The sequence below is a fragment of the Streptomyces sp. NPDC028331 genome (assembly GCF_055565775.1).
The window spans coordinates 353,316-374,540 of record NZ_JBVHTR010000003.1 but is presented as its reverse complement, the minus strand read 5'-3'; the positions used below and the strand labels follow the sequence as shown (position 1 = coordinate 374,540).

Genomic DNA, 21,225 nt, shown 5'->3' with positions numbered 1-21,225 from the left:
TGGGGCAGGATGGAAGGCATGAGCGACATGGAAGAGCTGCGGCGGCGCATCGAGGCGCTGGAGGCTCAGGTGAACGAGGTCGTGGAGCAGCAGGCCACGACGCAGAACCTGGCCGTGGGCTCCGACCGTGACGTGGCCGCGCTGCAGGTTCAGCGGCGATCCGACATGCAGGTGATCCGGGCACTGCGGGACACGCAGTTGGAGCACGGCAAGACGCTGGAGGCGCACACCAAGACGCTGGATGCGCACACCAAGACGCTGGATGCGCACACCAAGACGCTGGATGCGCACACCAAGACGCTGACGGAGCACGGTGAACTGCTCGGGGCTCTGGTGTCCGGTCAGGTGACGATGATGGGGCAGCTCCAGGCGATCACGCAGCATCTCGGGATCGCTCCGTCCGAGCAGTCGAGCGAGGAGTAGCTCGAGGGTCGCCCTTACAGCGCCGCCGCCCCCCGCTCCCGCAGCGCCTGGTCGTACTGCTGCAGTACCCACAGCTCGTTCTGCACGGCGGCCAGTTGGGCCGGGTCGCCGTGCACGCCCAGGCGGGTCAGGGTGGACTGGATGTCGCGGATGCGGCGTTCGACCGCGCGGCGGCGGACCGTGACGAGAACGGTGCCCGCGTAGACGTCGTCCACCGTCTTGCGCATGATCGCCTCGACGGCCAGTTCCGTGACCATCGCCCGCACCGTGTCGTCGGGCGCCGCCTCGCGGACCCGGACCAGGTACTCCTGGGGGTCCTGCACGCCCCACTCCGCGCCGCCCGCCTCCATGATCGCCTGCCGTACGGCCGCGTACGGCGCCGCCGTGAACTCGTCGACCCCGTAGGCGTCGAACGCGGGCGACACCAATTCCGGCCGCTGGAGGGCGAGTTTCAGCAGCTCACGCTCGGTCGCGTAGACCGGGTTGCGCAGGGTGAGCGCCGGGCCGGAGACGGCCGGGCGGGGCGCCGCCTCATAGCGCTCCGCCGGGCGCGGTCCCGTCGGCGCCGGGCCTCGCCCGCCCCGGTCCCGCGCCCAGCGGGCCAGTTGCGCCACCCGCTTGACCACGAACTGCGTGTCCAGGATGCCGAGCATGCCCGCGAGCTGGACCGCCACCTCGTGCTGGGCGCCGCTGTTCTTGATGCGGGCGACCACCGGGGCCGCCTCGTCCAGCGCGGCCGCCCGGCCCGCGGGGGTCTCCAGGTCGTAGCGGCCGACGATCTGGCGCAGCGCGAACTCGAAGAGCGGCGTCCGCGGCTCCACCAGGTCCGCGACCGCCTCGTCGCCCTTCGCGAGCCGCAGGTCGCAGGGGTCCATGCCGTCCGGCGCGATCGCGATGTACGTCTCGGCGGCGAACTTCTGGTCGTCCTCGAAGGCGCGCAGGGCCGCCTTCTGGCCGGCCGCGTCGCCGTCGAAGGTGAAGATGACGCGCGCGCTGCCGTTGTCCATCAGCAGCCGCCGAAGGATCTTGATGTGCTCGCCGCCGAAGGCCGTGCCACAGGTCGCGACGGCCGTGGTGACGCCGGCCAGATGGCAGGCCATGACGTCCGTGTAGCCCTCGACGACCACGGCCCGGCTGGTCTTCGCGATGTCCTTCTTCGCCAGGTCGATGCCGTACAGGACCTGGGACTTGCGGTAGATCGCCGTTTCGGGGGTGTTCAGGTACTTCGGGCCGGTGTCCGCCTCGTAGAGCTTGCGGGCGCCGAAGCCGACCACGTCGCCGCCGATGTCCCGGATCGGCCACATCAGCCGGCCGCGGAAGCGGTCGATGGGGCCCCGGCGGCCCTCCTGGGACAGGCCGGAGAGGATCAGCTCCTTGTCGCTGAAGCCCTTGCCGCGCAGGTAGCGGGTGAGGTGGTCCCAGCCCTGCGGGCTGTAGCCGACGCCGAAGTGCAGGGCGGCTGCCTGGTCGAAGCCGCGCTCGGCCAGGAACTTCCGCCCCGTCTCGGCCTCCGGGCTCGCGTCGAGCTGCTCGGCGTACCACTGGGCGGCGAGCTGGTGGGCCTCCACCAGGCGGATGCGTTCGCCGCGCTGGTGGGTCGGGTTGTACCCGCCCTCCTCGTACCGCAGCGTGATGCCCGCGCGGGCGGCGAGCCGCTCGACGGCCTCCGAGAAGGAGAGGTGGTCGACCTTCATCACGAACGTGATGGTGTCGCCGCCCTCCTGGCAGCCGAAGCAGTGGAACAGCCCCTTGCTTGGGCTGACCTGGAAGGACGGCGACTTCTCGTCATGGAAGGGGCACAGGCCCTTCAGGTTTCCCCCGCCGGCGTTGCGCAGTTGGAGGTACTCGGACACGACGGCGTCGATCGGGACGGCATCCCGTACCGCCTTCACGTCCTCGTCGTTGATCCGTCCTGCCACGCGTGAATTCTACGGGGCGGAACCCACACGCCTCGGCGAGCCGGCCTGGCCCCGGCCGGGGTCCGGTCCGCCGCGCGGCGGCTGTCGGGTGCAGCGGCCCCGGGAATCCCACCACGGGGGTGATGTGACAGTGGCGGCGACGGTGGACGGCGTCCGCCGTCTCACGGGGCCAGGCTCTCCAGGGGCACCCCCGGGTCCGACAACGCCTCCGGATCCACCACCGTCCGCTCCCGGATCAGCTTCTGGACGCGGTCCGTGACATCCCACACATTGACGTTCATCCCGGCCAGCACCCTGCCCTCCTTCAGCCAGAACGCGATGAAGTGCCGCTTCCCGGCGTCCCCCCGGATCACCACCTCGTCGTACGAGCCGGGCGGCGCCCATCCCGAGTACTCCATCCCCACGTCGTACTGGTCGGAGAAGAAGTACGGCACCCGGTCGTAGGTCACCTCGCGCCCGAGCATCGCGCGGGCGGCGGCCGGGCCGCCGTTCAGCGCGTTCGCCCAGTGCTCGACGCGCAGCCGGGTGTCGAAGAGGGGGTGGTGGAAGGACGCCACGTCACCGGCCGCGTAGATGTCGGGGTCCGAGGTGCGCAGTGACGCGTCCACCGCGATGCCGCCGCCCTGCGCGGGGTCGGCCAGCTCCAGGCCCGCCGCCTCCGCGAGAGCGACCCTGGGGGCCGCGCCGATCGCGGCGAGCACGTCGTGCGCGGGGTGCTCCTCGCCGTCGTCGGTGCGGACGGCCAGCACCATGCCGTCCTGGCCGACGATCTCGGTGAGCCGCGCCCCGAAGCGGAAGCGGACCCCGTGGTCGCGGTGCAGCTCCGCGAACAGCTCGCCCAGCTCGGGACCGAGGACGTGGTGCAGCGGGGTCGGCGCGGACTGGATGACGGTGACCTCCGCGCCGTACTCGCGGGCCGCCGCCGCGACCTCCAGGCCGATCCAGCCGGCGCCCGCGATCACGATGTGGCCGTTGTCCCGGCCGAGGGCGCCGAGCACGCCCTTGAGGCGCTCCGCGTGGGCGAGGCGGCGCAGGTGGTGGACGCCGGCGAGGTCCGTGCCGGGGATCTCCAGGCGGCGGGGCTCCGCGCCGGTCACCAGGAGCAGCTTGTCGTAGTGGACGAGCGTGCCGTCGTCGCCGAAGCGGACCGTCTTCGCGACCCGGTCGATGGCGTCGACGGTCTGGCCGAGGTGCAGCTCGATGTCGTTGCGCGCGTACCAGGCGGGCTCGTGCACGAAGACGCTGTCGCGCTCCTCCTTGCCGAGCAGATAGCCCTTGGAGAGGGGAGGCCGTTCGTACGGGTGGTCGCGTTCGTCGCAGATCAGTATCACGCGGCCGCTGAAGCCCTCCGCTCGCAGCGTCTCGGCCGCCTTCGCGCCGGCCAGACCTCCTCCGACGATGACGAATGTCTGATCCGCGTCGACCACTTGATGCCTCCTCGTAAGGATGTCGCCATGTGCGAGCCTCCCGCACGACGGCGGCCTGCGGGAAGAGGGGGTGCCCCGATCAGGCCACGGAGGGGCACAACCGGGCGTCACGTGCCGCCGTCACGTCCCCGCCGGGCCCGCGTCATCCGCGCCCCGTCAGCCGGGCGTGCAGGGAGCCCGCCGAGGCGTCCGTGAGCGAGGCGATCTGGTCGACGATCACCCGCTTGCGGGCACGGTCGTCGGCCGCCTCCTCGAACAGCGCCCGGAACTGCGGATCGAGCCCGTCGGGCGCGCGGGCGGTGAGCGCCTCGGCCAGCTCGGCGACGACGATGCGCTGGTCCGCGCGGATCCGCTCCTGCTCGGCGCGCTGCATCACGTACAGGTCGGCGACCGCCTTGAGGACCGCGCACTCCATGCGGGTGCTGCGGGGGACGACCAGCTCGGCGGCGTATCTGGTCAGGCGCCCGCTCCCGTACGCCGCCCGGGTGGCGCCCTCCGCCGCCAGGCAGAAACGGCCGATGAGCTGGCTGGTGGCGTCCTTCAGGCGGCCCTGGGCGATGGCGGAGCCGTCGTAGCCGCTCGGCCACCACTGCTGGGCGAGGAGCCGGTCGAGGGCCTCGGCCAGCTCCTCGGGGTCGGTGTCGGCGGGCACGTACCGGCCGAGGGCGACGGCGAAGACCGCCCGCCGCTCGGGTTCGGCGTGCAGGGCGCCCGGGTCGATGTACCCGGCGTGCAGGCCGTCCTCGAAGTCGTGCACGGAGTAGGCCACGTCGTCGGACCAGTCCATGACCTGGGCCTCGAAGCAGGTGCGGTGACCGGGGGCGCCCTTGCGGAACCAGTCGAAGACGGGGCGGTCGTCCTCGTAGACGCCGAACTTCGCGGAGGCGGGGTCGGTGGGGTGGGCGCCGCGCGGCCACGGGTACTTGGTGGCGGCGTCGAGGACGGCGCGGGTGAGGTTGAGGCCGACGCTGACGACTTCGCCGGTGCAGACGCTGCGGACGAACCGCTTGGGCTCGATGCGGGCGAGCAGGCGCAGGGACTGGGCGTTGCCCTCGAAGCCGCCGCAGTCGTGCGCGAACTCGTTCAGCGCCTGTTCGCCGTTGTGCCCGAAGGGCGGGTGGCCGAGGTCGTGGGAGAGGCAGGCGGCCTCCACCAGGTCGGGGTCGCAGCCGAGGGCGGCGCCGAGTTCCCGGCCGACCTGGGCGCATTCCAGTGAGTGGGTGAGGCGGGTGCGGGGGCTGGCGTCCCAGGCCTCACTCCTGGTGCCAGGGGTGACGACCTGCGTCTTGCCCGCCAGGCGGCGCAGCGCGGCCGAGTGCAGCACGCGCGCGCGGTCGCGCTGGAAGGCGGTACGGCCGGGGCGTTTGTCGGGCTCGGCGGCCCAGCGCTCGGTGTCCGACGCGTCGTACGCCGAGCCGTTCTCGCAGCGTGCAGGGGTCTGGTGAGCCTTCGGTGCGATCCCGTCCATGACCCGACAGTAAACGCAGTCACGGACATTCGGGATGCCGTCGTCCGTTTCCCGCCGGGGCCTCGGACGTGGGTCAGGCCGACGCCAGGGCGGGTTCCGTGGCCGCTTCCGGGGCGGCGAGGGCCTGGTCGTAGCGGTGCAGGACCAGGCGGGCCATGGCGGGGTGGGCGCCGAGGGGCGCCGCGGCGATCCACGGGGCGGCCTCGGCGCACTCCGTGTGGAAGCGGCCGGGGGCGGTGAAGTACGAGGCGACGGCGACCCGGTGACGGCCGCGGGCGGCCAGCGCGCGGACCGCGCCGGGCACGGTGGGCGCGGCGGCGGAGGCGTAGGCGGGGACGACGGGGACGCCGAGGCGTTCGGCGAGGAGCCGGGCGGTGCGTCGGGTGTCGACGGCGGAGTCGGGGTCGCGGGAGCCGGCGGCGGCCAGCACCACCGCGCTCGTGCGGCGCCGGGCGTCGCTCATGGAGGCCGGCCAGCCGGCCTCGGCCAGCCGGGCGTACAGGGTCTCCACGAGCAGCGGGTGCGGGCCGAGCGGGGGCGCGAGGCGCGTGTGGGCGCGCGCCGCCGCGGCCGCCTCGGGGATGTCGTGCTTGACGTGGTGGCCGCGGCTGAGCAGCAGCGGTACGAGGACGGCGTCGCCGTCGCCGAGCAGGGCGAGGGTGTCGGGCAGCAGCGGCTCGTTCAGCTCGATGTGCCCGAGGTGCACCGGCAGGTGCGGGCGCAGCTCGCGGACCCGTTCCATGAGGGCGCGCACGGTCGCCAGGGCGCGCGGGTCGCGGCTGCCGTGCGCCACGAGGACGAGCGCGGGCGGGGCGGGGCGCCGGGTGCCGTCGAGCGAGACCTGGCTGAGCCGGCTGCCGAGCCGGCGGGTGATGCGGTTCATGAGCTGCGCCGTGCTGTCGAGGTGGCCGCCGCCGAGCGGCGGGCCGCCGGGGCGGAGGGGGGATTCGTCGCGCAGGGGGTTCGACGCCGTCATGCACCGATCCTCGCGGCAGCAGGTTGCCGTGCCGTTGCGTGGCCGTGACCGGGTTGTTTTCCGGCGTTTCACGGGGCGGGGGCAGGGGGTGTGAGGGGACCCGAACCGGATCACCGTCCGCCGCGTCCTCACTGGCGACACCGCTGACGTCATGAACGGGGGACGCGTTTCGATGGGCCTGCCGCGCCTGAGGATCCGCAGACCTAGGCTGCCGCGCACGCGCGCCGGACAGCGCAGGGCCGTCCAGGTCGTGGTCGCGCTGTGCGTGCTGGCGCTGCTGCCGGCCACGTGGCTGTACCTGAGCACGGCCGGCCGGCTGCGCACCACCGCGGACGCCCCGCGCACCGACGTCGCCGTCGTCTTCGGCGCGGGCCTGTGGAACGGCGAGCCGTCGCCGTACCTCGCGCACCGCCTGGACGCGGCGGCGGACCTGTACCGGGCGGGCCGGATCAAGGTCGTCCTGGTCACCGGCGACAACAGCCGCGAGGACTACGACGAGCCGGACGCGATGCGCGCGTACCTGGCGCGGCACGGCGTGCCCCGCGCCCGGGTCGTCACCGACTACGCCGGCTTCGACACTTGGGACTCCTGTGTCCGCGCGAAGAAGATCTTCGGCGTGGACCGGGCGGTCCTGATCAGTCAGGGCTTCCACATCCGCCGCGCGGTCGCCCTGTGCCGGGCGGCGGGCGTGACGTCGTACGGCGTGGGCGTGGCCGACAAGCACGACGTGACCTGGTACTACGGCGGCACCCGGGAGGTGTTCGCGGCGGGCAAGGCGGCCCTGGACGTGTTGTTCCACCCGGACCCGACGTTCCTCGGGCCGAAGGAGCAGGGGGTCACGAAGGCGCTGGCGGCGGCCGGGAGCTGAGCATGGAGATCACGGACCTGACGCCCGCCGAGCGCCGCGTCTGGGAGGCCTTCCCGCTCGGTGCCGGGGTCGACTTCCGGGAGGGCCCCGACGACGATCCCGCGCAGGGCGCCTCGTGGGGTCCCGAGCGGACGCTGCGGGCGGAGGTGCTGCGGGCGCTGCTGCTGGACGGGCCGGTGCGGGACGACCGGATAGCCGGGCTGAAGGTGTGGGGCGCGCGCGTCACCGGACGGCTCGATCTGAAGTACGGCACGGTCGGTCATCCCGTCCGGCTGCGGCAGTGCCACTTCGAGGAGGCGCCCGACCTGTACGGGGCGCGGGTCGGCGCCCTGGTGCTGAGCGACTCGGTGCTGCCCGGGCTGACCGCGGGGAGCCTGCGCGCCGAAGGCGTCGTGCGGATCACCTGCTGCCGCATCACCGGGCCGATACGGCTTGCGGGGGCGCATCTCTCCGGGGCGTTCTTCGCGAACGGGGCACAGCTCGGCCGCCCGGGGGAGGTCCCCGAGGAGGCCGTCCTCCAGCTCAACCACGCGGAGGTGCGCACGGACGTGTGGGCCGCCGGTCTGGTGGCACACGGCCGGGTCCACATGAACGGGGCCACGGTCGGCGGCCAGGTCAACCTGAACGACGCGGAGCTGTACGCCCCGGGCGCCACCGCCCTGCACGCCGAGGTCCTGGCGGTCGGGACCGACCTGCACGCCATGCGGCTGCGCGCCCGTGGCCGGGTCAATCTCGCCGGTGCACGCATCCCACGCCAGCTCAACCTCGCCCATGCCCGGCTGTCCAACCCGGGCGGACAGGCCCTGCGCGCCAGTAGCTGCGTCGTCGGCGAGCTGTGGCTGCGCGACGCGGCGCCCATCGAGGGCGCCGTCAATCTGCGCGGGGCCCAGCTGGAGCTGCTGCACGTGCCGCCCGAGGTGTGGCCCGACCGGGTCAGGATCGACGGGTGCGGCTACCGCGTGCTGACCCCGCACCTTCCGGCCGAGCAGCGCCTGCCGCTGCTGGAACGCGAGGAGCTCGGCTACCTCCCCTACCCGTACGAGCAGTTGACGACGGCCTACCGCACGGTGGGCGACGACGCCGCCGCCCGCACCGTCCAGCTCGCCAAGCTGCGCCGGCACCGCCGCACCCTGCCGCGGTACGCCCGGCTGTGGGGCTGGGTGCAGGACGCCGCCGTCGGCTACGGCTTCCGCCCGATGCGGGCCGGGGGCTGGCTGCTGTTGCTGCTGTGCACCGGCACGCTCGCCTTCGCCCTGCACCGTCCGCCGGCGCTGAAGCCCTCCGAGGCGCCGGAGTTCAACCCGCTCTTCTACACCCTGGACCTGCTGCTGCCGATCATCGACTTCGGCCAGGAGGGGGCGTACGCGCCGCGCGGCTGGTACCAGTGGCTGTCGTACCTGCTGATCGCCACCGGCTGGGTGCTGGCGACGACGATCGCGGCGGGCATCACGCGCTCGCTGAACCGGCAGTAGGGCGGGCCGAACGGTCCGGGACCTCACGCCGCCGCCGAACCGGCGGGGAGGTCCTGGTCCCGGCCGTGTAACGGGCGGCGCCCCGGCGCGTAACACGCCCGACGCACGCTGAGCGGCATGCAGACCACCTCGACGCCCACCCACTGCCCGTACTGCGCCCTGCAGTGCGGGATGAACCTGAAGCCCACGCCCGAGGGCGGCGTCGAGGTGGCCGAGCGTGCCGACTTCCCGGTGAACCGGGGCGCGTTGTGCGGCAAGGGCCGTACGGCGACGGAGGTGCTGTCGTCGCGGGTGCGGCTGACCTCGCCGTTGGTGCGGACGGGGGGCGTGCTCACGCCCGCCACCTGGGAGGAGGCCCTGGACCGGGTCGCCGGGGCGCTCTCCCGCGCGCGGGCCGAGCACGGGCCCGACGCGCTCGGGGTGTTCGGCGGGGGCGGCCTGACCAACGAGAAGGCGTACACGCTCGGGAAGTTCGCCCGGGTGGTACTCGGCACCTCGCAGATCGACTACAACGGGCGGTTCTGCATGTCGTCCGCGGCGGCCGCGGGCATCAAGGCGTTCGGGCTCGACCGGGGGCTGCCGTTCCCGCTGGAGGACATCCCGAGGACCGGGTGCGTGATCCTCGTCGGCTCCAACCTCGCCGAGACGATGCCGCCGGCGCTGCGCTACCTGACGGAGCTGAAGGAGAACGGCGGCACGCTGATCGTCGTCGACCCGCGGCGGACACGGACGGCCGAGCAGGCGGACCTTCACCTGGCGCCGCGGCCCGGCACGGACCTGGCGCTGGCGCTCGGCCTGCTGCACCTGGTGATCGCCGAGGGGCGCACCGACGAGGCGTACATCCGGGAGCGCACGAGCGGCTGGGAGGAGGCGCGGGCGGCGGCGATGGCGCACTGGCCGGAGTACGTGGAGCGGATCACGGGGGTGTCCGTTCCCCAACTGCGCCGGGCCGTGCGGCTGTTCTGCGAGCCGGAGTCCGCGATGGTGCTGACCGCGCGGGGGCCGGAGCAGCAGTCCAAGGGCACGGACACGGTGGGTGCGTGGATCGACCTGTGCCTGGCCACCGGGCGCGCGGGCCGTCCGCTGTCCGGCTACGGCTGCCTGACCGGCCAGGGCAACGGGCAGGGCGGACGCGAGCACGGCCAGAAGGCCGACCAACTGCCGGGCTACCGCAAGCTGACGGATCCGGCGGCGCGGCGGCATGTGGCCGAGGTGTGGGGCGTGGACCCGGACGCGCTGCCGGGCCCGGGCCGCAGCGCCTACGAACTCCTCGACGCGCTGGGCACCGACATCCGCACGCTGCTGCTGATGGGCTCCAACCCGGTGGTGTCGGCCCCGCGCGCCGCGCACATCGAGGACCGGCTGCGCTCGCTGGACTTCCTGGCGGTGTGCGACGTGGTCCTGTCGGAGACGGCGGAGCTGGCGGACGTGGTGCTGCCGGTGACGCAGTGGGCGGAGGAGACGGGCACGACGACGAACCTGGAAGGCAGGGTCCTGCTGCGCCGCCGCGCCCTGTCCCCGCCGCCCGGGGTCCGCAGCGACCTGGAGGTCCTGCACGAACTCGCCGCACGCCTCGGGGTGGAGAAGGGTTTTTCCACGGACCCGGAGGAGGTCTTCGAGGAACTGCGCCGCGCCAGCGCGGGCGGGCCGGCGGACTACTCCGGGATCACCTACCGCAGGCTGGCGGAGGAGAACGGGGTGTTCTGGCCCTGCCCGGCGCCGGCCGAGAGCGCGGAGCCGGACATGGGCGAGGTCGCCTCCCCGGACGTGCTGCCCGACGCCCCGGCGGAGCACTCCGGCGAGCGGGCGCCCGGCGTGCACCCCGGCACGCCCCGGCTCTTCCTCGACCGTTTCGCCACCGAGGACGGGCGGGCGCGGTTCGCCGGCGTGTCGTACCGGGCCGTCGCCGAGGAGCCCGACGAGGCGTATCCGGTGCTGCTGACCACCGGGCGGGTCGTCGCGCAGTACCAGTCCGGGGCCCAGACGCGGCGTGTCGCGGAGCTGAACGCCGCAGCGCCCGGGCCGTTCGTGGAGATGCACCCGCGGCTGGCCGAGCGGCTGGGGGCGGCGGACGGGGACGCGGTCGCCGTGGTGTCGCGGCGGGGCCGGGCCGTCGCGCCCGCGCGGATCAGCCGCGCCGTCCGGCCCGACACGGTGTTCATGCCGTTCCACTGGCCGGGCGAGGGCCGCGCCAACACGCTGACGAACCCCGCCCTCGACCCCACGTCCCGGATGCCCGAGTTCAAGGTGTGTGCGGTGAGGCTGGAGCGCCTGGGTGGGGACTCCGCGGAGTGACGCCGGGGGTGGGCGTGCGGGACGCGCTCGCCGCGCTGTCCGGGGGCGGCGGGCCGTCGGCCGGCTCGCTGGTCGGGGGTGAGATGGGCGCACCGCCCGTCGCGGAGGTCTCCCGCGTCGGGTCGATCCCGACGGTCAGCGACGCGACCAGGCCCTTCTCGGCGTCCCCGGTGACGGTCAGCAGCCCGTCCCTGGCGCCGCCGCCGCGGTAGACCGGGTCGTGCGCGAGCCCGGTGCGGGTGCCGGTGTGCTCGGTGTACGGGAGCTTCGCGTAGACCTCGTCGGTGTGGCGGTCGGGGAAGAAGAGCTGGCCGGTCCAGTTGACCCGGCCGCCCTTGTAGGTGCCCGCGGTCCTCCTGCCGCCGGTGTGCACCTTGACGTAGAGGTGCGGGGCGCGCGCCATGTGCCAGCCGGGGAAGATCGTGGTGAACTCGGCGACGCCGTCGGCCCCGGTGGCCTGGAAGCCGCGCAGATACGTCGCGGGGGCGGCGCCGCTGCTGTGGCTCTCGGCGGGCGTCGTACCGCCCGGGTGCAGACCGGGGAAGCCGGAGTAGTAGCCCCAGGCGTCGCACTGCCAGATCTCCACGGCCGCGTCCCTCAGCAGGGCGCAGGCGTGGGGCTCGTCGCGCACGGTCAGCCGTACGGTGAGCGGGACTCCTTCCTTGCCCTCGGTGATGTCCCGGCGGAAGGGTGCGCCGGCCAGGTGATACCGCCCTTGGGTGACGCTCGGGTTGAGGACGCACAGCTCCGCGCCGGGCGCCTCGTGGGCTTCCGGCGCACGTCGGTGGAGGAAGGAGCAGGCGCTGGTTCCGAGTCCCAGGGCGGCACCCGCGACGGCACCGCCCAGCGCGAGCGCACGCCGCCGGGTGAGGGGGCTATCGGTCATGGCCGGGACCCTAGGCGGGCCGACGCACGGGCGGGCGGGGGCGCACGGCGCGGTCGCCCACACGAGCGACGGGATGGGCCCCGTTGCCCGGTGGCGTGCCGTCAGCGGCGGGCCGCCCAGTCGCCGCCCTCGATCGGCCGGCCCCGCTCGCGCAGCCGTGCCGCGACGGCGGGCGCGGCGAGATACACCCAGGCCCGTACGGTCCTGCCGTCCGCGGCGGTCACGTCCCGCTGTACCCGCTCGTACAGGCTGCGCGGGTCGCCCGGCACGTACTCCTCGAGCCGGTCCAGCACGGTGAGCAACTCCGCGTAGGCGTCGGGCCGCGCGGTCACGATCTCGCCGCTGACCGTGCCGCCGTTGTCCTCCGCCACGGCGTAGGGGTATCCGGGACCGTCGTACAGCACCGCGCCGTTGAGCAGCCCCGGCTCCTCGGAGATGGTGCGGCCGCGCAGCAGGAGGGCGTGGTTGTGCTCGCCGGGGCGCAGCGTCCCGTACACGAAGAACGGCAGTCTCACAGAACCGATTCTCACCTCTCACACATCTCCCCGGAAGCTCCATGGACATGACATGTCCGGGGCCCTTGAATCGGAGGACCGTCAGGGCCCCCACCCTGCCCCACGCGCCCCCGGGCGCCTTCCCGAGGAGACCGATGAGTCGGATACGGCCCGCCCGAGGTTCCCGTCTCTGCGCAGCCGGCACCGCCGCGACCGCCGCCGCCCTGCTGGCCGCCGCGCTCGCCCCGGCCCCCGCCGCCGACGCGGCCGGCAGACCGAGCCGGTCCACCGTCATCCGCGACGCCGCCGCGGTGCTGGTGCGCGAGGCCGCCCGCCTGGGCCTGACGTCCGCGCAGGGCACGAGCGTACGGGACGTCGTCGTGGACCCGGACGGCAGCCGGCACGTGCGCTACGACCGTACGTACCGCCGACTGCCGGTGCTGGGCGGCGACTTCGTGGTGCACCTGGCGCCCGACGGGTCGTACCGCGGCGCCGACCGGGCCACGACACGCGCCCTGTCCGTGCCGACCATCACCCCGGCCGTCAAGGCCCCCAAGGCCGCCGACCTCGCCACCGCCGCGCTGCGCGCCGCGAACGCCGGGGAGTTGCTCAAGCACCTGACCGCCCGGCCGCAGCTCGTCGTCGACGCGCTGCACGGCGCGCCCCGCCTGGCCTGGCGCACCCAGGTCACGGGGCAGGACTCGCTCGGCAACCCGGTCGCGCGCACCGTCGTCACCGACGCCGGTACCGGCCGGCAGATCGACGCCTGGGACGACATCGAGACGGCGACCGGTGACGGCAAGTCCCTGTACAGCGGCACGGTTCCGCTCGAGACCACGCAGTCCGGGTCGGCGTACCAGCTCAAGGACCCCACGCGCGGCGACACGTACACGGGCGACGCCGGGAACAAGACCGACCTGTGCTTCCTCACCAGCATCTGCGTCAGCCGCGCCCCCGCCACCCTCTTCACCGACTCCGACAACCACTGGGGTTCGGGCACCACCTCGGACCGCTCCTCGGCCGCGGTGGACGCGCAGTACGGCACCGACATGACCTGGGACTACTACAAGAACGTGCACGGCCGCAACGGCATCGCAGGGGACGGCAAGGGCTCGTACAACCGCGTCCACTACGGCACGAACTACAACAACGCCTTCTGGGACGACAACTGCTTCTGCATGACGTACGGCGACGGTGACGGCACGACGCTCGGGCCGCTGGTGGCGCTGGACGTGGCCGGGCACGAGATGACGCACGGCGTGACGTCGAAGACGGCGGCGCTGACGTACTCGGGCGAGTCCGGCGGTCTGAACGAGGCGACCTCGGACATCTTCGGGACGCTGGTGGAGTGGTACGCGAACAACGCCTCCGACCCCGGCGACTACCTCATCGGCGAGAAGATCGTCCGCTCCGGCTTCGGCGGGAAGGCGCTGCGCTACATGGACAAGCCGTCCAAGGACGGCAACTCCGCGGACTGCTGGAGCAGTTCGGTGGGCCAACTGGACGTGCACTACTCGTCCGGCGTCGCCAACCACTTCGCGTACCTCCTCGCGGAGGGCAGCGGCGCCAAGACCCTCAACGGCGTCGGCTACGACTCCCCCACCTGCAACGGCTCCACGGTGACGGGCATCGGCCGGGACAAGCTCGGCGCGATCTGGTACCGGGCGCTGACGGTCTACATGACGTCCTCGACGAACTACGCGGGCGCGAGGACGGCGACGCTCAACGCGGCCAAGGACCTGTACGGGGCGGGCAGCACGGAGTACGACGCGGTGGCGGCGGCCTGGAGCGCCGTGAACGTGAACTGAGCCGGACGGCTCCGCACGCGGCCGCCCCGGCAACCGAGCCGGGGCGGCCGCGTGGTGCTTCCCCGTCCGGCCCAGGCGCCCGGTTCCGTCCGCGCGGGGGCCGGGTCGCCGGTCACCGGTCACCGAGGTGCCGTCCGCCGGGACGGACGACGCCGTGGACCGGCCGGGCGACGACACGGTCGTCGGCTGCCCCGGCGTCCCGGCGGAGCGCGGCAGGTGGACGAGGAGCAGCGGTGGCCGCTGCTGCCGGACCCGCACCGGCCGTCGGCGGTCCCGGTGCCGCTCGGCAGGTGCGCCCCGGCGGCCGGATGCGCGCAGCCGTGGTCGGCGCTGCGCCGGCCCGGCGGCGCGAGCGCCCATGACGCGGCACGGCGGCGGGGATCGGGCAACTGACGACCGGTCACCCGTTCACCCCCGGCGCCTTCACCCTTCGGGGTTCTTCCCCCAAGCGCCGCATCGCGCCGCTGACCTGCCGAAACGCTGCCGCAGCCACCCGGCCGGGCACCCGTTCATCGTATTTCTGACATGCCGTCAGCGTGCGGGCGCGGCCCGTGGGCCTTTTCCTCGACAGTGCGGGGACACGACCGACGCAGCGGCACGCCGGTGATGCCGCGGGCCGTGTCCCGCCCGAGGAGCACCACGATGCGACGTACGGCCCGCACGCTGACCGGCACCGCGCTCGCCCTCGCCGCCGCGGGGCTCGCCGCCGCGCCCGCGTACGCCGGCGAGACCGGAAGCCTGGAGGTCTTCCCCGCCACGGCCGTGCCCGGGAGCGAGGTCACCGTCAACACGGCGGCGTGCGGCGCGGACGGCTCCGCGGCGGGCGACGCCACCGCGGTCGGCGGCGGCACGTTCATGCTCGCTCCCAGCACGCACGAGCAGGACGCGATCGGCCGGTTCCGGGTGCCGCCGGGCGCGCAGCCGGGAACGTACGAGATCGTCGCCACGTGCTCCGGCGGCCGTCAGACCAGGGTGACCGGCGACCTGGCGGTCACCCTGAGCACGGCCAAGGACCAGACGCGTCCGCGAGGAAGCGTGAAGACGGGGGTCGGCGGCGCACTCGGCCCCGACCCCGCACGGACCGCGGCCGGTGTGACGGCACTCGCCGTCGCCGCCGCGGGCGGTACCTGGCTCCTGCATCGCCGGTCGAGAGGCGAGGGGATCTGATGGACACCCTCCGCTGTCCGTCCGCCGGTACCGCCGTCCCGATCCCCCTCCGGGTCCGACTGCCCCTCGCGGCCCGGAGGGGGCCCGTGGTCCCGCCCTCCCGGAAGGAGGCTCATGTGCACAAGGTCGGCAACGCGGCGATAGCGTCCGTCACCGCCGTCTCCCTCTGCTCCGGCGCCTGGCTGCTGCACAGCGCCCACCGGAGCGACGCTCCCCCTCAGCCCTCGGCCGCGCAGGGCGCCGTGGACCCGGACCGCGAGGGCTCCGCCGCGCCCGCGCTGCCGCCCTCCCCGCCCGACCGCATCCGCATACCCTCGATCCACGTGGACGCCCCCCTCATGGGGCTGGGGCTGACCAGTGCCGGCAGCCTGGACGTCCCGCCCGCCGACGACAAGAACCTCGCCGGCTGGTACGAGTCCGGCACCATGCCCGGCGAGACCGGCACCGCGATCGTCGCCGGGCACGTCGACAACACCCGGGGCCCGGCGGTCTTCTACGACCTGGGGGCCCTCACGAGAGGCAGCACGATCGAGATCGGCCGCCGCGACGGCTCGACCGCCCTGTTCACGGTGGACGCGGTCGAGGTCTACCCCACGCGCGACTTCCCCGACGAGAAGGTGTACGGCGCGGCGGAGCGCCCCGAGCTACGGGTGATCACCTGCGGGGGCGGCTACTCGAAGGCGACGGGGTACAAGGGCAACGTGGTCGTCTTCGCCCACCTGACGGGAAGCCGCTGACCGGTCACGGCACCCGCATGCCGTCAGGCCGCCCACTGCTGGTACGCCAGATTCGCGACCAGGGCGAACACCACCGTCAGCAGCACGATCCGCACGAACCCGCTGCCCCGCTTCAGCGCCGTGCGTGCCCCGACCATGCCGCCCACCAGGTTGAACCCGGCCATCAGCACCGCGAGCTGCCAGAACACCGTGCCCTTCCAGGCGAACGTGGCGAGCGCGCCCGCGTTGGTGCAGCAGTTGACGATCTTCGCGGTGGCGGAGGCGGTCACCAGGTCCAGGTGCAGCACCGCGGTGAGCGCCAGGACGAGGAAGGTGCCCGTGCCGGGGCCGACGAGGCCGTCGTAGAAGCCGATGCCGAGGCCGGCGAGCCCGATGGCGGCGAGCACCCGGCGTGCGGAGACCGGCGCGGTGGAGGGGGCGGTGCCGAAGGCGGGGCGCAGGATCACGAAGGTGCCGACGCCGAGCAGCACGACCATGACGACCGGCTTGAGGACGTCCGTGCTCAGCCCGGCGGCGACGAACGCCCCGGCCGTGGAGCCGGCCAGCGCCGCGAGCCCGATCCGTACGGCCGTCCCCACGTCGACCGGCGTCCGGCGCGCGTACGTCACCGCAGCCCCCGTCGTCCCGACGATCGCGACGGCCTTGTTGGTGCCGAGCGCGTACGACGCCGGGGTGCCGCCGGGCAGGCCGAGGAGCAGTACCGGAAGCAGCAGCAACCCGCCGCCCCCGACCACGGCGTCGATCCAGCCGGCCGCGAGCGCGGCGAGACACAGGGCGGCGGCCATGGTCAGCGAGATGTCGGGCATGATCGCGACCCTAGGTACGGTGCGGGTGGCCCGTCCATCCGTCTGAGGGTGTTCTGAGGTTGTCGCGGCCGGCCCGGTCACGGACCGGGCCGCGGGCCGGTGACCGGCCCGGCGGCCCGAGGGGGCCTCGGGGGAGTCCGGGCGGCCGCCCTCAGGCGGCCCGCACCTCGTACGCCGCCACCCGGACCGTCTCGTCGTCCAGGCACTGGCCGTTCTCCAGGTCGAAGCGCTGCTTCAGCAGCGGCGAGGCGACGAAGGGACGGCCCTTGCAGGTGCCGGTCAGGCCACGCGAGAGGACCGCGGCGCCGCCGAAGGGGTCCCGGTTGTCGATGCCGTAGAGCCGGCCCGCGCGGTCCCGGAAGAGTGCCACCTGACGGCCGTCCGGCAGCAGTGCCGCCACGCCGCGGCCCGGGATCAGCGTGCTCAGGTCGCAGACCGGGAACCAGGTGTCCTCGTCGATCCGGAGCTCGATCTTCAGATCGGTGGTCTCGAGTGCCAGGGTCATCGCTGGGCGCTTCCTTCCAGGGGTCGCGTGCCGATGGTGAGCAGCGGCAGGTCGGGCTTGATCTGGTCGCGCTCGGGGACGAAGCCGACGACCGGGTCGGGGGTGTCCGGCGCGTTGACGAAGGAGACGAACCGGGCCAGCTTCTCGGGGTCGTTGATGGTCTCGGCCCACTCGTCGCGGTAGTTGGCCACGTGCGCGGCCATCAGGGCCTCCAGCTCGTCGCAGATGCCGAGCGAGTCGTGGACGACCACGTCGCGCACGTGCTCCAGGCCGCCCGGGATGCGCTCCAGCCACACGCTGGTGCGCTCCAGGCGGTCGGCGGTACGGATGTAGAACATCAGGAACCGGTCGATCAGGCGGACGAGTTCCGCGTCCGACAGGTCCTGGGCGAGCAGGTCCGCGTGGCGTGGGGTGGCGCCGCCGTTGCCGCCGACGTACAGGTTCCAGCCGCTCGCGGTGGCGATCACGCCGAAGTCCTTGGACTGGGCCTCCGCGCACTCGCGGGCGCACCCGGAGACGGCCGACTTCAGCTTGTGCGGGGAGCGCAGGCCCCGGTAGCGCAGCTCCAGGTCGATCGCCATGCGCACGGAGTCCTGCACGCCGTAGCGGCACCAGGTGGAGCCCACGCAGGACTTCACCGTGCGCAGCGCCTTGCCGTAGGCGTGGCCGGACTCGAAGCCGGCGTCCACCAGCCGGGCCCAGATCAGCGGAAGCTGCTCGACCCGGGCGCCGAACAGGTCGATCCGCTGACCGCCGGTGATCTTGGTGTAGAGGCCGAAGTCCCGGGCGATCTCGCCGATCACGATCAGCTTCTCGGGGGTGATCTCACCGCCGGGGATGCGCGGCACGACCGAGTACGAGCCGTTCTTCTGCAGGTTGGCGAGGAAGTGGTCGTTGCTGTCCTGCAGGGCGGCCTGCTCGCCGTCCAGGACGTAGTTGCTCGCGCCGATCGTCGGGGCGAGCGAGGCGATGATCGAGGCCACGGCCGGCTTGCAGGTCTCGCAGCCGTCGCCGCCGCGGGCGCCCTCACGGCCGTAGCGGTCGAGCAGGTCCTGGTAGGAGTTGATGCGTAGGGCGAGGACGATCTCGTAGAGCTCCTCGCGGGTCTGGGAGAAGCAGCCGCACAGGCCCTTGTCGACCTCGACGCCGGACGCCTCCAGCTCGGCGTCGACCAGTTGGCCGAGCACCTTGACGCAACTGCCGCACGTCGTACCGGCCTTGGTGCACTTCTTCACCTCGGGCACGGTGGTGCACTTGTGATCGGTCACCGCTGCGCGGATCGTGCCCTTGGTGACGTTGTTGCAGGAGCAGATGATCGCCTCGTCCGGCAGCGCCGTGGGACCGAGCTGGGCGGGCTCCCCGGCGCCGGCGGGCAGCACCAGCGACTCGGGCGAGACGGGCGGCACCGAACCGGTGAAGGCCTTCAGCGTGCCGTAGGCCTCCGCGTCGCCGACCAGGATGCCGCCGAGCAGCGTTCCGTCGCGGCCTATGACCAGCTTCTTGTACAGGCCCGAGCGGGAGTCGGAGTAGACGACGTCGAGGCAGTCCTCGGTGGTGCCGTGCGCGTCGCCGAAGGAGGCCACGTCCACGCCGAGCAGCTTCAGCTTGGTGGACAGGTCGGCGCCGGTGAACGTCAACTGCTCGGTCTCGTCGGCGGCGATGGTCGCGGCCGCCGTCTCGGCCTGCTCGTAGCCGGGGGCGACCAGGCCGTACACCCGGCCGTCCGCCGCGAGCGCGCACTCGCCGATCGCGAACACGTGCGGGTCGGTGACCGTGCGGCACTGCTCGTCGACGGTGATGCCGCCGCGCTCGCCGACGGCGAGCCCGCAGTCACGGGCGAGCTGGTCGCGGGGGCGGACACCGGCGGAGAACACGACCATGTCCGTGGCCAGTTCGGAGCCGTCGGACAGCTTCATGCCGGTGACGGAGCCGTCCTCGCCCACGACGATCTCCTGGGTGCCCGTGCCGGTGTGCACGGTCAGGCCCATGTCCTCGATGGTGCGCAGCAGCGCGGCGCCGCCGCCCTCGTCGACCTGCACCGGCATCAGGCGCGGCGCGAACTCCACGATGTGCGTGGTCAGGCCGAGTCCCTTGAGCGCGCCGGCCGCTTCCAGACCGAGCAGACCGCCGCCGACGACCGCGCCGGTGGTGGCCTTCGTCTTCGCGTACTCCTCGATGGCCAGCAGGTCCTCGATGGTCCGGTAGACGAAACAGCCCTCGGCGTCCTTGCCGGGGACCGGCGGGACGAAGGGGTAGGAGCCGGTGGCGAGGACGAGGGTGTCGTAGGCGACCGTCAGCCCGGAGCGGGCGGTCACCGTCCTCGCCTCGCGGTCGACGGTCAGCGCCGGGTCGCCGATGTGCAGCTCGATGCCGTGCGCGGCGATGAACTCCATGTCGGTCATGGACAGTTCCTCGGGCATGGTGCCCGAGAAGTACGAGGTGAGCTGGACGCGGTCGTAGGCGGGGCGCGGCTCCTCGCACAGTACGACCACCCGGTGCGTGGCGGTCAGGCCGCGCTCGGCGAGCGCTTCGAGGAAGCGCTGGCCGACCATGCCATGGCCGACGAGCACGATCGTGGGGGTGGTGTCCGTGGACATCAGGAGCCTCCATCGTTGGTGAGCAGGTGGAGCAGCGGGGCGCCGCCGGAGGGGAGCGGCTCTGCTCCCTCCCAGGCGCGGGCGAGCGCGCCGACGGTGCCGAGTTCGCCGACGAGTACGCCGCCGACCAGGCGGTCGTCGCGGACGACGACCTTGCGGTAGGTGCCGCGGGTGGCGTCGGTGAGCTGCACGACGTCGTCGCCGGGGCGCGGTTCGGTCTCGCCGAAGGCCGCGAGGTCGAGGAAGTCCTGCCCGGTGAGGGTGAGCCGGGTCAGGGAACGGGTGCCGGTGTAGCGGGAGTCCGCGTCTCCGGCGAGCGACTCGGCCAGCACCTCGGCCTGTTCGAGTGCCGGGGCGGCGAGGCCGTAGAGGGTGCCGTCGTGCTGGGCGCAGTCGCCGATGGCCCGGATGTGCGGGTCGGAGGTGCGCAGCTCGTCGTCGACGAGGACGCCCTTGTGGACGGCGAGACCCGCGTCCCGGGCGAGGCCCACCCGGGGGTGGACGCCGCACGCCAGCACGACGAGGTCGGCGTCGAGGGCGTAGCCGTCGGCCATCTCGACACTGCGGACGGCGCCGCCGAGGGTGCGCACGCCGCGTACCCGGGTCTCGGTGTGCACCTCGACGCCGAGGTCGGTGAGGTGGCGGCGGACCAGCTTGGAGGCGGACGGGTCGAGCTGGCGCTCCATCAGGCGCTCGGCCTGCTGGGCCAGGACGACCTGGGCGCCGCGGGCGGCGAGCGCGCGGGCGGCGGAGACGCCGAGGAGCCCACCGCCGATGACGACGGCGCGCACACCCCGGCGCACGGCCTTGGCCAGGCCCAGGCAGTCGTCCATGGTGCGGAAGGCGTGGACGCCCTCGGGCAGTTCGGGCCGGTCGGGGGTGAGCAGACCGCGCAGGGGCGGCAGGACGGGGTTCGAGCCGGTGGCGAGGACGAGCGTGTCGTATGCGATCACCGAGCCGTCGGCACAGTGGATCGCGCGGGCAGCGCGGTCGATCCGGGTGACCCGGGAGCGCACCAGGCGCTCGGGGGCCGGCAGGGAGATCACCTCGGGTGCGTAGCGGCCGGCCAGTACGTCGGCGAGCAGCACGCGGTTGTACGGGGGGTGCTCCTCCTCGCCGACGATCAGGGCGGGCACGTCGAGCTCGCCGAGCCGCCGGGCGAGACGGACGCCCGCGAGCCCGGCGCCGATCACCACCACACGCGTATTCGAGGTCATGTGTCGAGCGTGCGGTGCCGACGTTACCCGGCCGCATCACGACTGTTTCCCACCGGGAACGCTGCCCTCAGCGGTGGCGGGGGGTGGGTGTGAGGGTTCCGGGGGCGGGGCGGGGGTGCGGTGTGAGGCGGGCGGGCGCAGGAGGGAGCGTACCGCCGAG

The 21,225-nt window shown here is 73.5% G+C and carries 18 protein-coding genes; 8 read left to right on the top strand and 10 right to left on the bottom strand.

Annotated features, from left to right (window positions below; translation table 11 throughout):
- Positions 1-18 precede the first annotated feature (18 nt).
- On the top strand, positions 19-423 hold the full coding sequence (locus tag ACZ4SW_RS05775; protein WP_468238395.1) for a hypothetical protein: 405 nt from the start codon (positions 19-21) through the stop codon (positions 421-423).
- 14 nt (positions 424-437) lie between these two features.
- Here ACZ4SW_RS05775 and dnaG read toward each other — a convergent pair whose 3' ends face one another.
- The 4 genes from dnaG to ACZ4SW_RS05755 all read right to left on the bottom strand — a co-directional run bounded on the left by dnaG (position 438) and on the right by ACZ4SW_RS05755 (position 6,213).
- The gene (gene dnaG / locus ACZ4SW_RS05770) at positions 438-2,342 is read right to left on the bottom strand and encodes a DNA primase (protein WP_468238393.1); all 1,905 of its coding nucleotides are present in this window, start codon (positions 2,340-2,342) and stop codon (positions 438-440) included.
- A 161-nt stretch (positions 2,343-2,503) separates the two neighbouring features.
- The gene (locus tag ACZ4SW_RS05765; protein ID WP_468238391.1) at positions 2,504-3,769 is read right to left on the bottom strand and encodes an NAD(P)/FAD-dependent oxidoreductase; all 1,266 of its coding nucleotides are present in this window, start codon (positions 3,767-3,769) and stop codon (positions 2,504-2,506) included.
- Positions 3,770-3,911: 142 nt separating this feature from the next.
- On the bottom strand, positions 3,912-5,237 hold the full coding sequence (locus ACZ4SW_RS05760) for a deoxyguanosinetriphosphate triphosphohydrolase (RefSeq protein ID WP_468238388.1): 1,326 nt from the start codon (positions 5,235-5,237) through the stop codon (positions 3,912-3,914).
- Between the two features lie 73 nt (positions 5,238-5,310).
- Positions 5,311-6,213, bottom strand: coding sequence for a sirohydrochlorin chelatase (locus ACZ4SW_RS05755; protein WP_468238386.1), 903 nt, complete (start codon positions 6,211-6,213; stop codon positions 5,311-5,313).
- 151 nt (positions 6,214-6,364) lie between these two features.
- On the opposite strand from ACZ4SW_RS05755, the gene ACZ4SW_RS05750 reads away from it, so the two are divergent.
- From ACZ4SW_RS05750 to ACZ4SW_RS05740, 3 genes are all read left to right on the top strand, one after another.
- Positions 6,365-7,081 (top strand): SanA/YdcF family protein, encoded by a 717-nt coding sequence (locus tag ACZ4SW_RS05750; protein WP_468238384.1) that lies wholly within the window; start codon positions 6,365-6,367, stop codon positions 7,079-7,081.
- Between the two features lie 2 nt (positions 7,082-7,083).
- Positions 7,084-8,553, top strand: coding sequence for a membrane-associated oxidoreductase (locus ACZ4SW_RS05745; protein WP_468238381.1), 1,470 nt, complete (start codon positions 7,084-7,086; stop codon positions 8,551-8,553).
- 117 nt (positions 8,554-8,670) lie between these two features.
- Entirely contained in the window at positions 8,671-10,848 is a 2,178-nt protein-coding gene (locus ACZ4SW_RS05740) for a molybdopterin oxidoreductase family protein (RefSeq protein WP_468238379.1), read from the top strand.
- Here ACZ4SW_RS05740 and ACZ4SW_RS05735 read toward each other — a convergent pair.
- Both ACZ4SW_RS05735 and ACZ4SW_RS05730 read right to left on the bottom strand, forming a co-directional pair.
- A complete protein-coding gene (locus ACZ4SW_RS05735) occupies positions 10,796-11,734 on the bottom strand; it encodes an intradiol ring-cleavage dioxygenase (protein ID WP_468238377.1) in 939 nt (312 codons plus the stop codon). The genes ACZ4SW_RS05740 and ACZ4SW_RS05735 overlap by 53 nt on opposite strands.
- A gap of 101 nt (positions 11,735-11,835) precedes the next feature.
- On the bottom strand, positions 11,836-12,249 hold the full coding sequence (locus tag ACZ4SW_RS05730; protein WP_468238374.1) for a gamma-glutamylcyclotransferase family protein: 414 nt from the start codon (positions 12,247-12,249) through the stop codon (positions 11,836-11,838).
- Positions 12,250-12,383: 134 nt separating this feature from the next.
- On the opposite strand from ACZ4SW_RS05730, the gene ACZ4SW_RS05725 reads away from it, so the two are divergent.
- The 4 genes from ACZ4SW_RS05725 (at position 12,384) to ACZ4SW_RS05710 (ending at position 15,940) form a co-directional block, all read left to right on the top strand.
- Positions 12,384-14,036 (top strand): M4 family metallopeptidase, encoded by a 1,653-nt coding sequence (locus ACZ4SW_RS05725; RefSeq protein WP_468238372.1) that lies wholly within the window; start codon positions 12,384-12,386, stop codon positions 14,034-14,036.
- A 216-nt stretch (positions 14,037-14,252) separates the two neighbouring features.
- Complete coding sequence (locus tag ACZ4SW_RS05720; RefSeq protein WP_468238369.1) at positions 14,253-14,429, top strand: hypothetical protein; 177 nt, start codon at positions 14,253-14,255, stop codon at positions 14,427-14,429.
- A 249-nt stretch (positions 14,430-14,678) separates the two neighbouring features.
- On the top strand, positions 14,679-15,203 hold the full coding sequence (locus ACZ4SW_RS05715; protein ID WP_468238367.1) for a hypothetical protein: 525 nt from the start codon (positions 14,679-14,681) through the stop codon (positions 15,201-15,203).
- 116 nt (positions 15,204-15,319) lie between these two features.
- Complete coding sequence (locus ACZ4SW_RS05710; RefSeq protein ID WP_468238364.1) at positions 15,320-15,940, top strand: class F sortase; 621 nt, start codon at positions 15,320-15,322, stop codon at positions 15,938-15,940.
- Positions 15,941-15,963: 23 nt separating this feature from the next.
- Here the strand turns inward: ACZ4SW_RS05710 and ACZ4SW_RS05705 are convergent, their stop codons facing one another.
- From ACZ4SW_RS05705 to ACZ4SW_RS05690, 4 genes are all read right to left on the bottom strand, one after another.
- Positions 15,964-16,746: a sulfite exporter TauE/SafE family protein gene (locus ACZ4SW_RS05705; protein ID WP_468238362.1), complete on the bottom strand. Its 783-nt coding sequence runs from the start codon at positions 16,744-16,746 to the stop codon at positions 15,964-15,966.
- Positions 16,747-16,897: 151 nt separating this feature from the next.
- Positions 16,898-17,251, bottom strand: coding sequence for a nitrite reductase small subunit NirD (gene nirD, locus ACZ4SW_RS05700; protein ID WP_468238360.1), 354 nt, complete (start codon positions 17,249-17,251; stop codon positions 16,898-16,900).
- A complete protein-coding gene (nirB, locus tag ACZ4SW_RS05695) occupies positions 17,248-19,848 on the bottom strand; it encodes a nitrite reductase large subunit NirB (RefSeq protein WP_468238358.1) in 2,601 nt (866 codons plus the stop codon). Before nirB ends, nirD begins: the two co-directional genes overlap by 4 nt.
- Positions 19,848-21,065: an NAD(P)/FAD-dependent oxidoreductase gene (locus ACZ4SW_RS05690; protein ID WP_468238355.1), complete on the bottom strand. Its 1,218-nt coding sequence runs from the start codon at positions 21,063-21,065 to the stop codon at positions 19,848-19,850. Before ACZ4SW_RS05690 ends, nirB begins: the two co-directional genes overlap by 1 nt.
- Positions 21,066-21,225 lie beyond the last annotated feature (160 nt).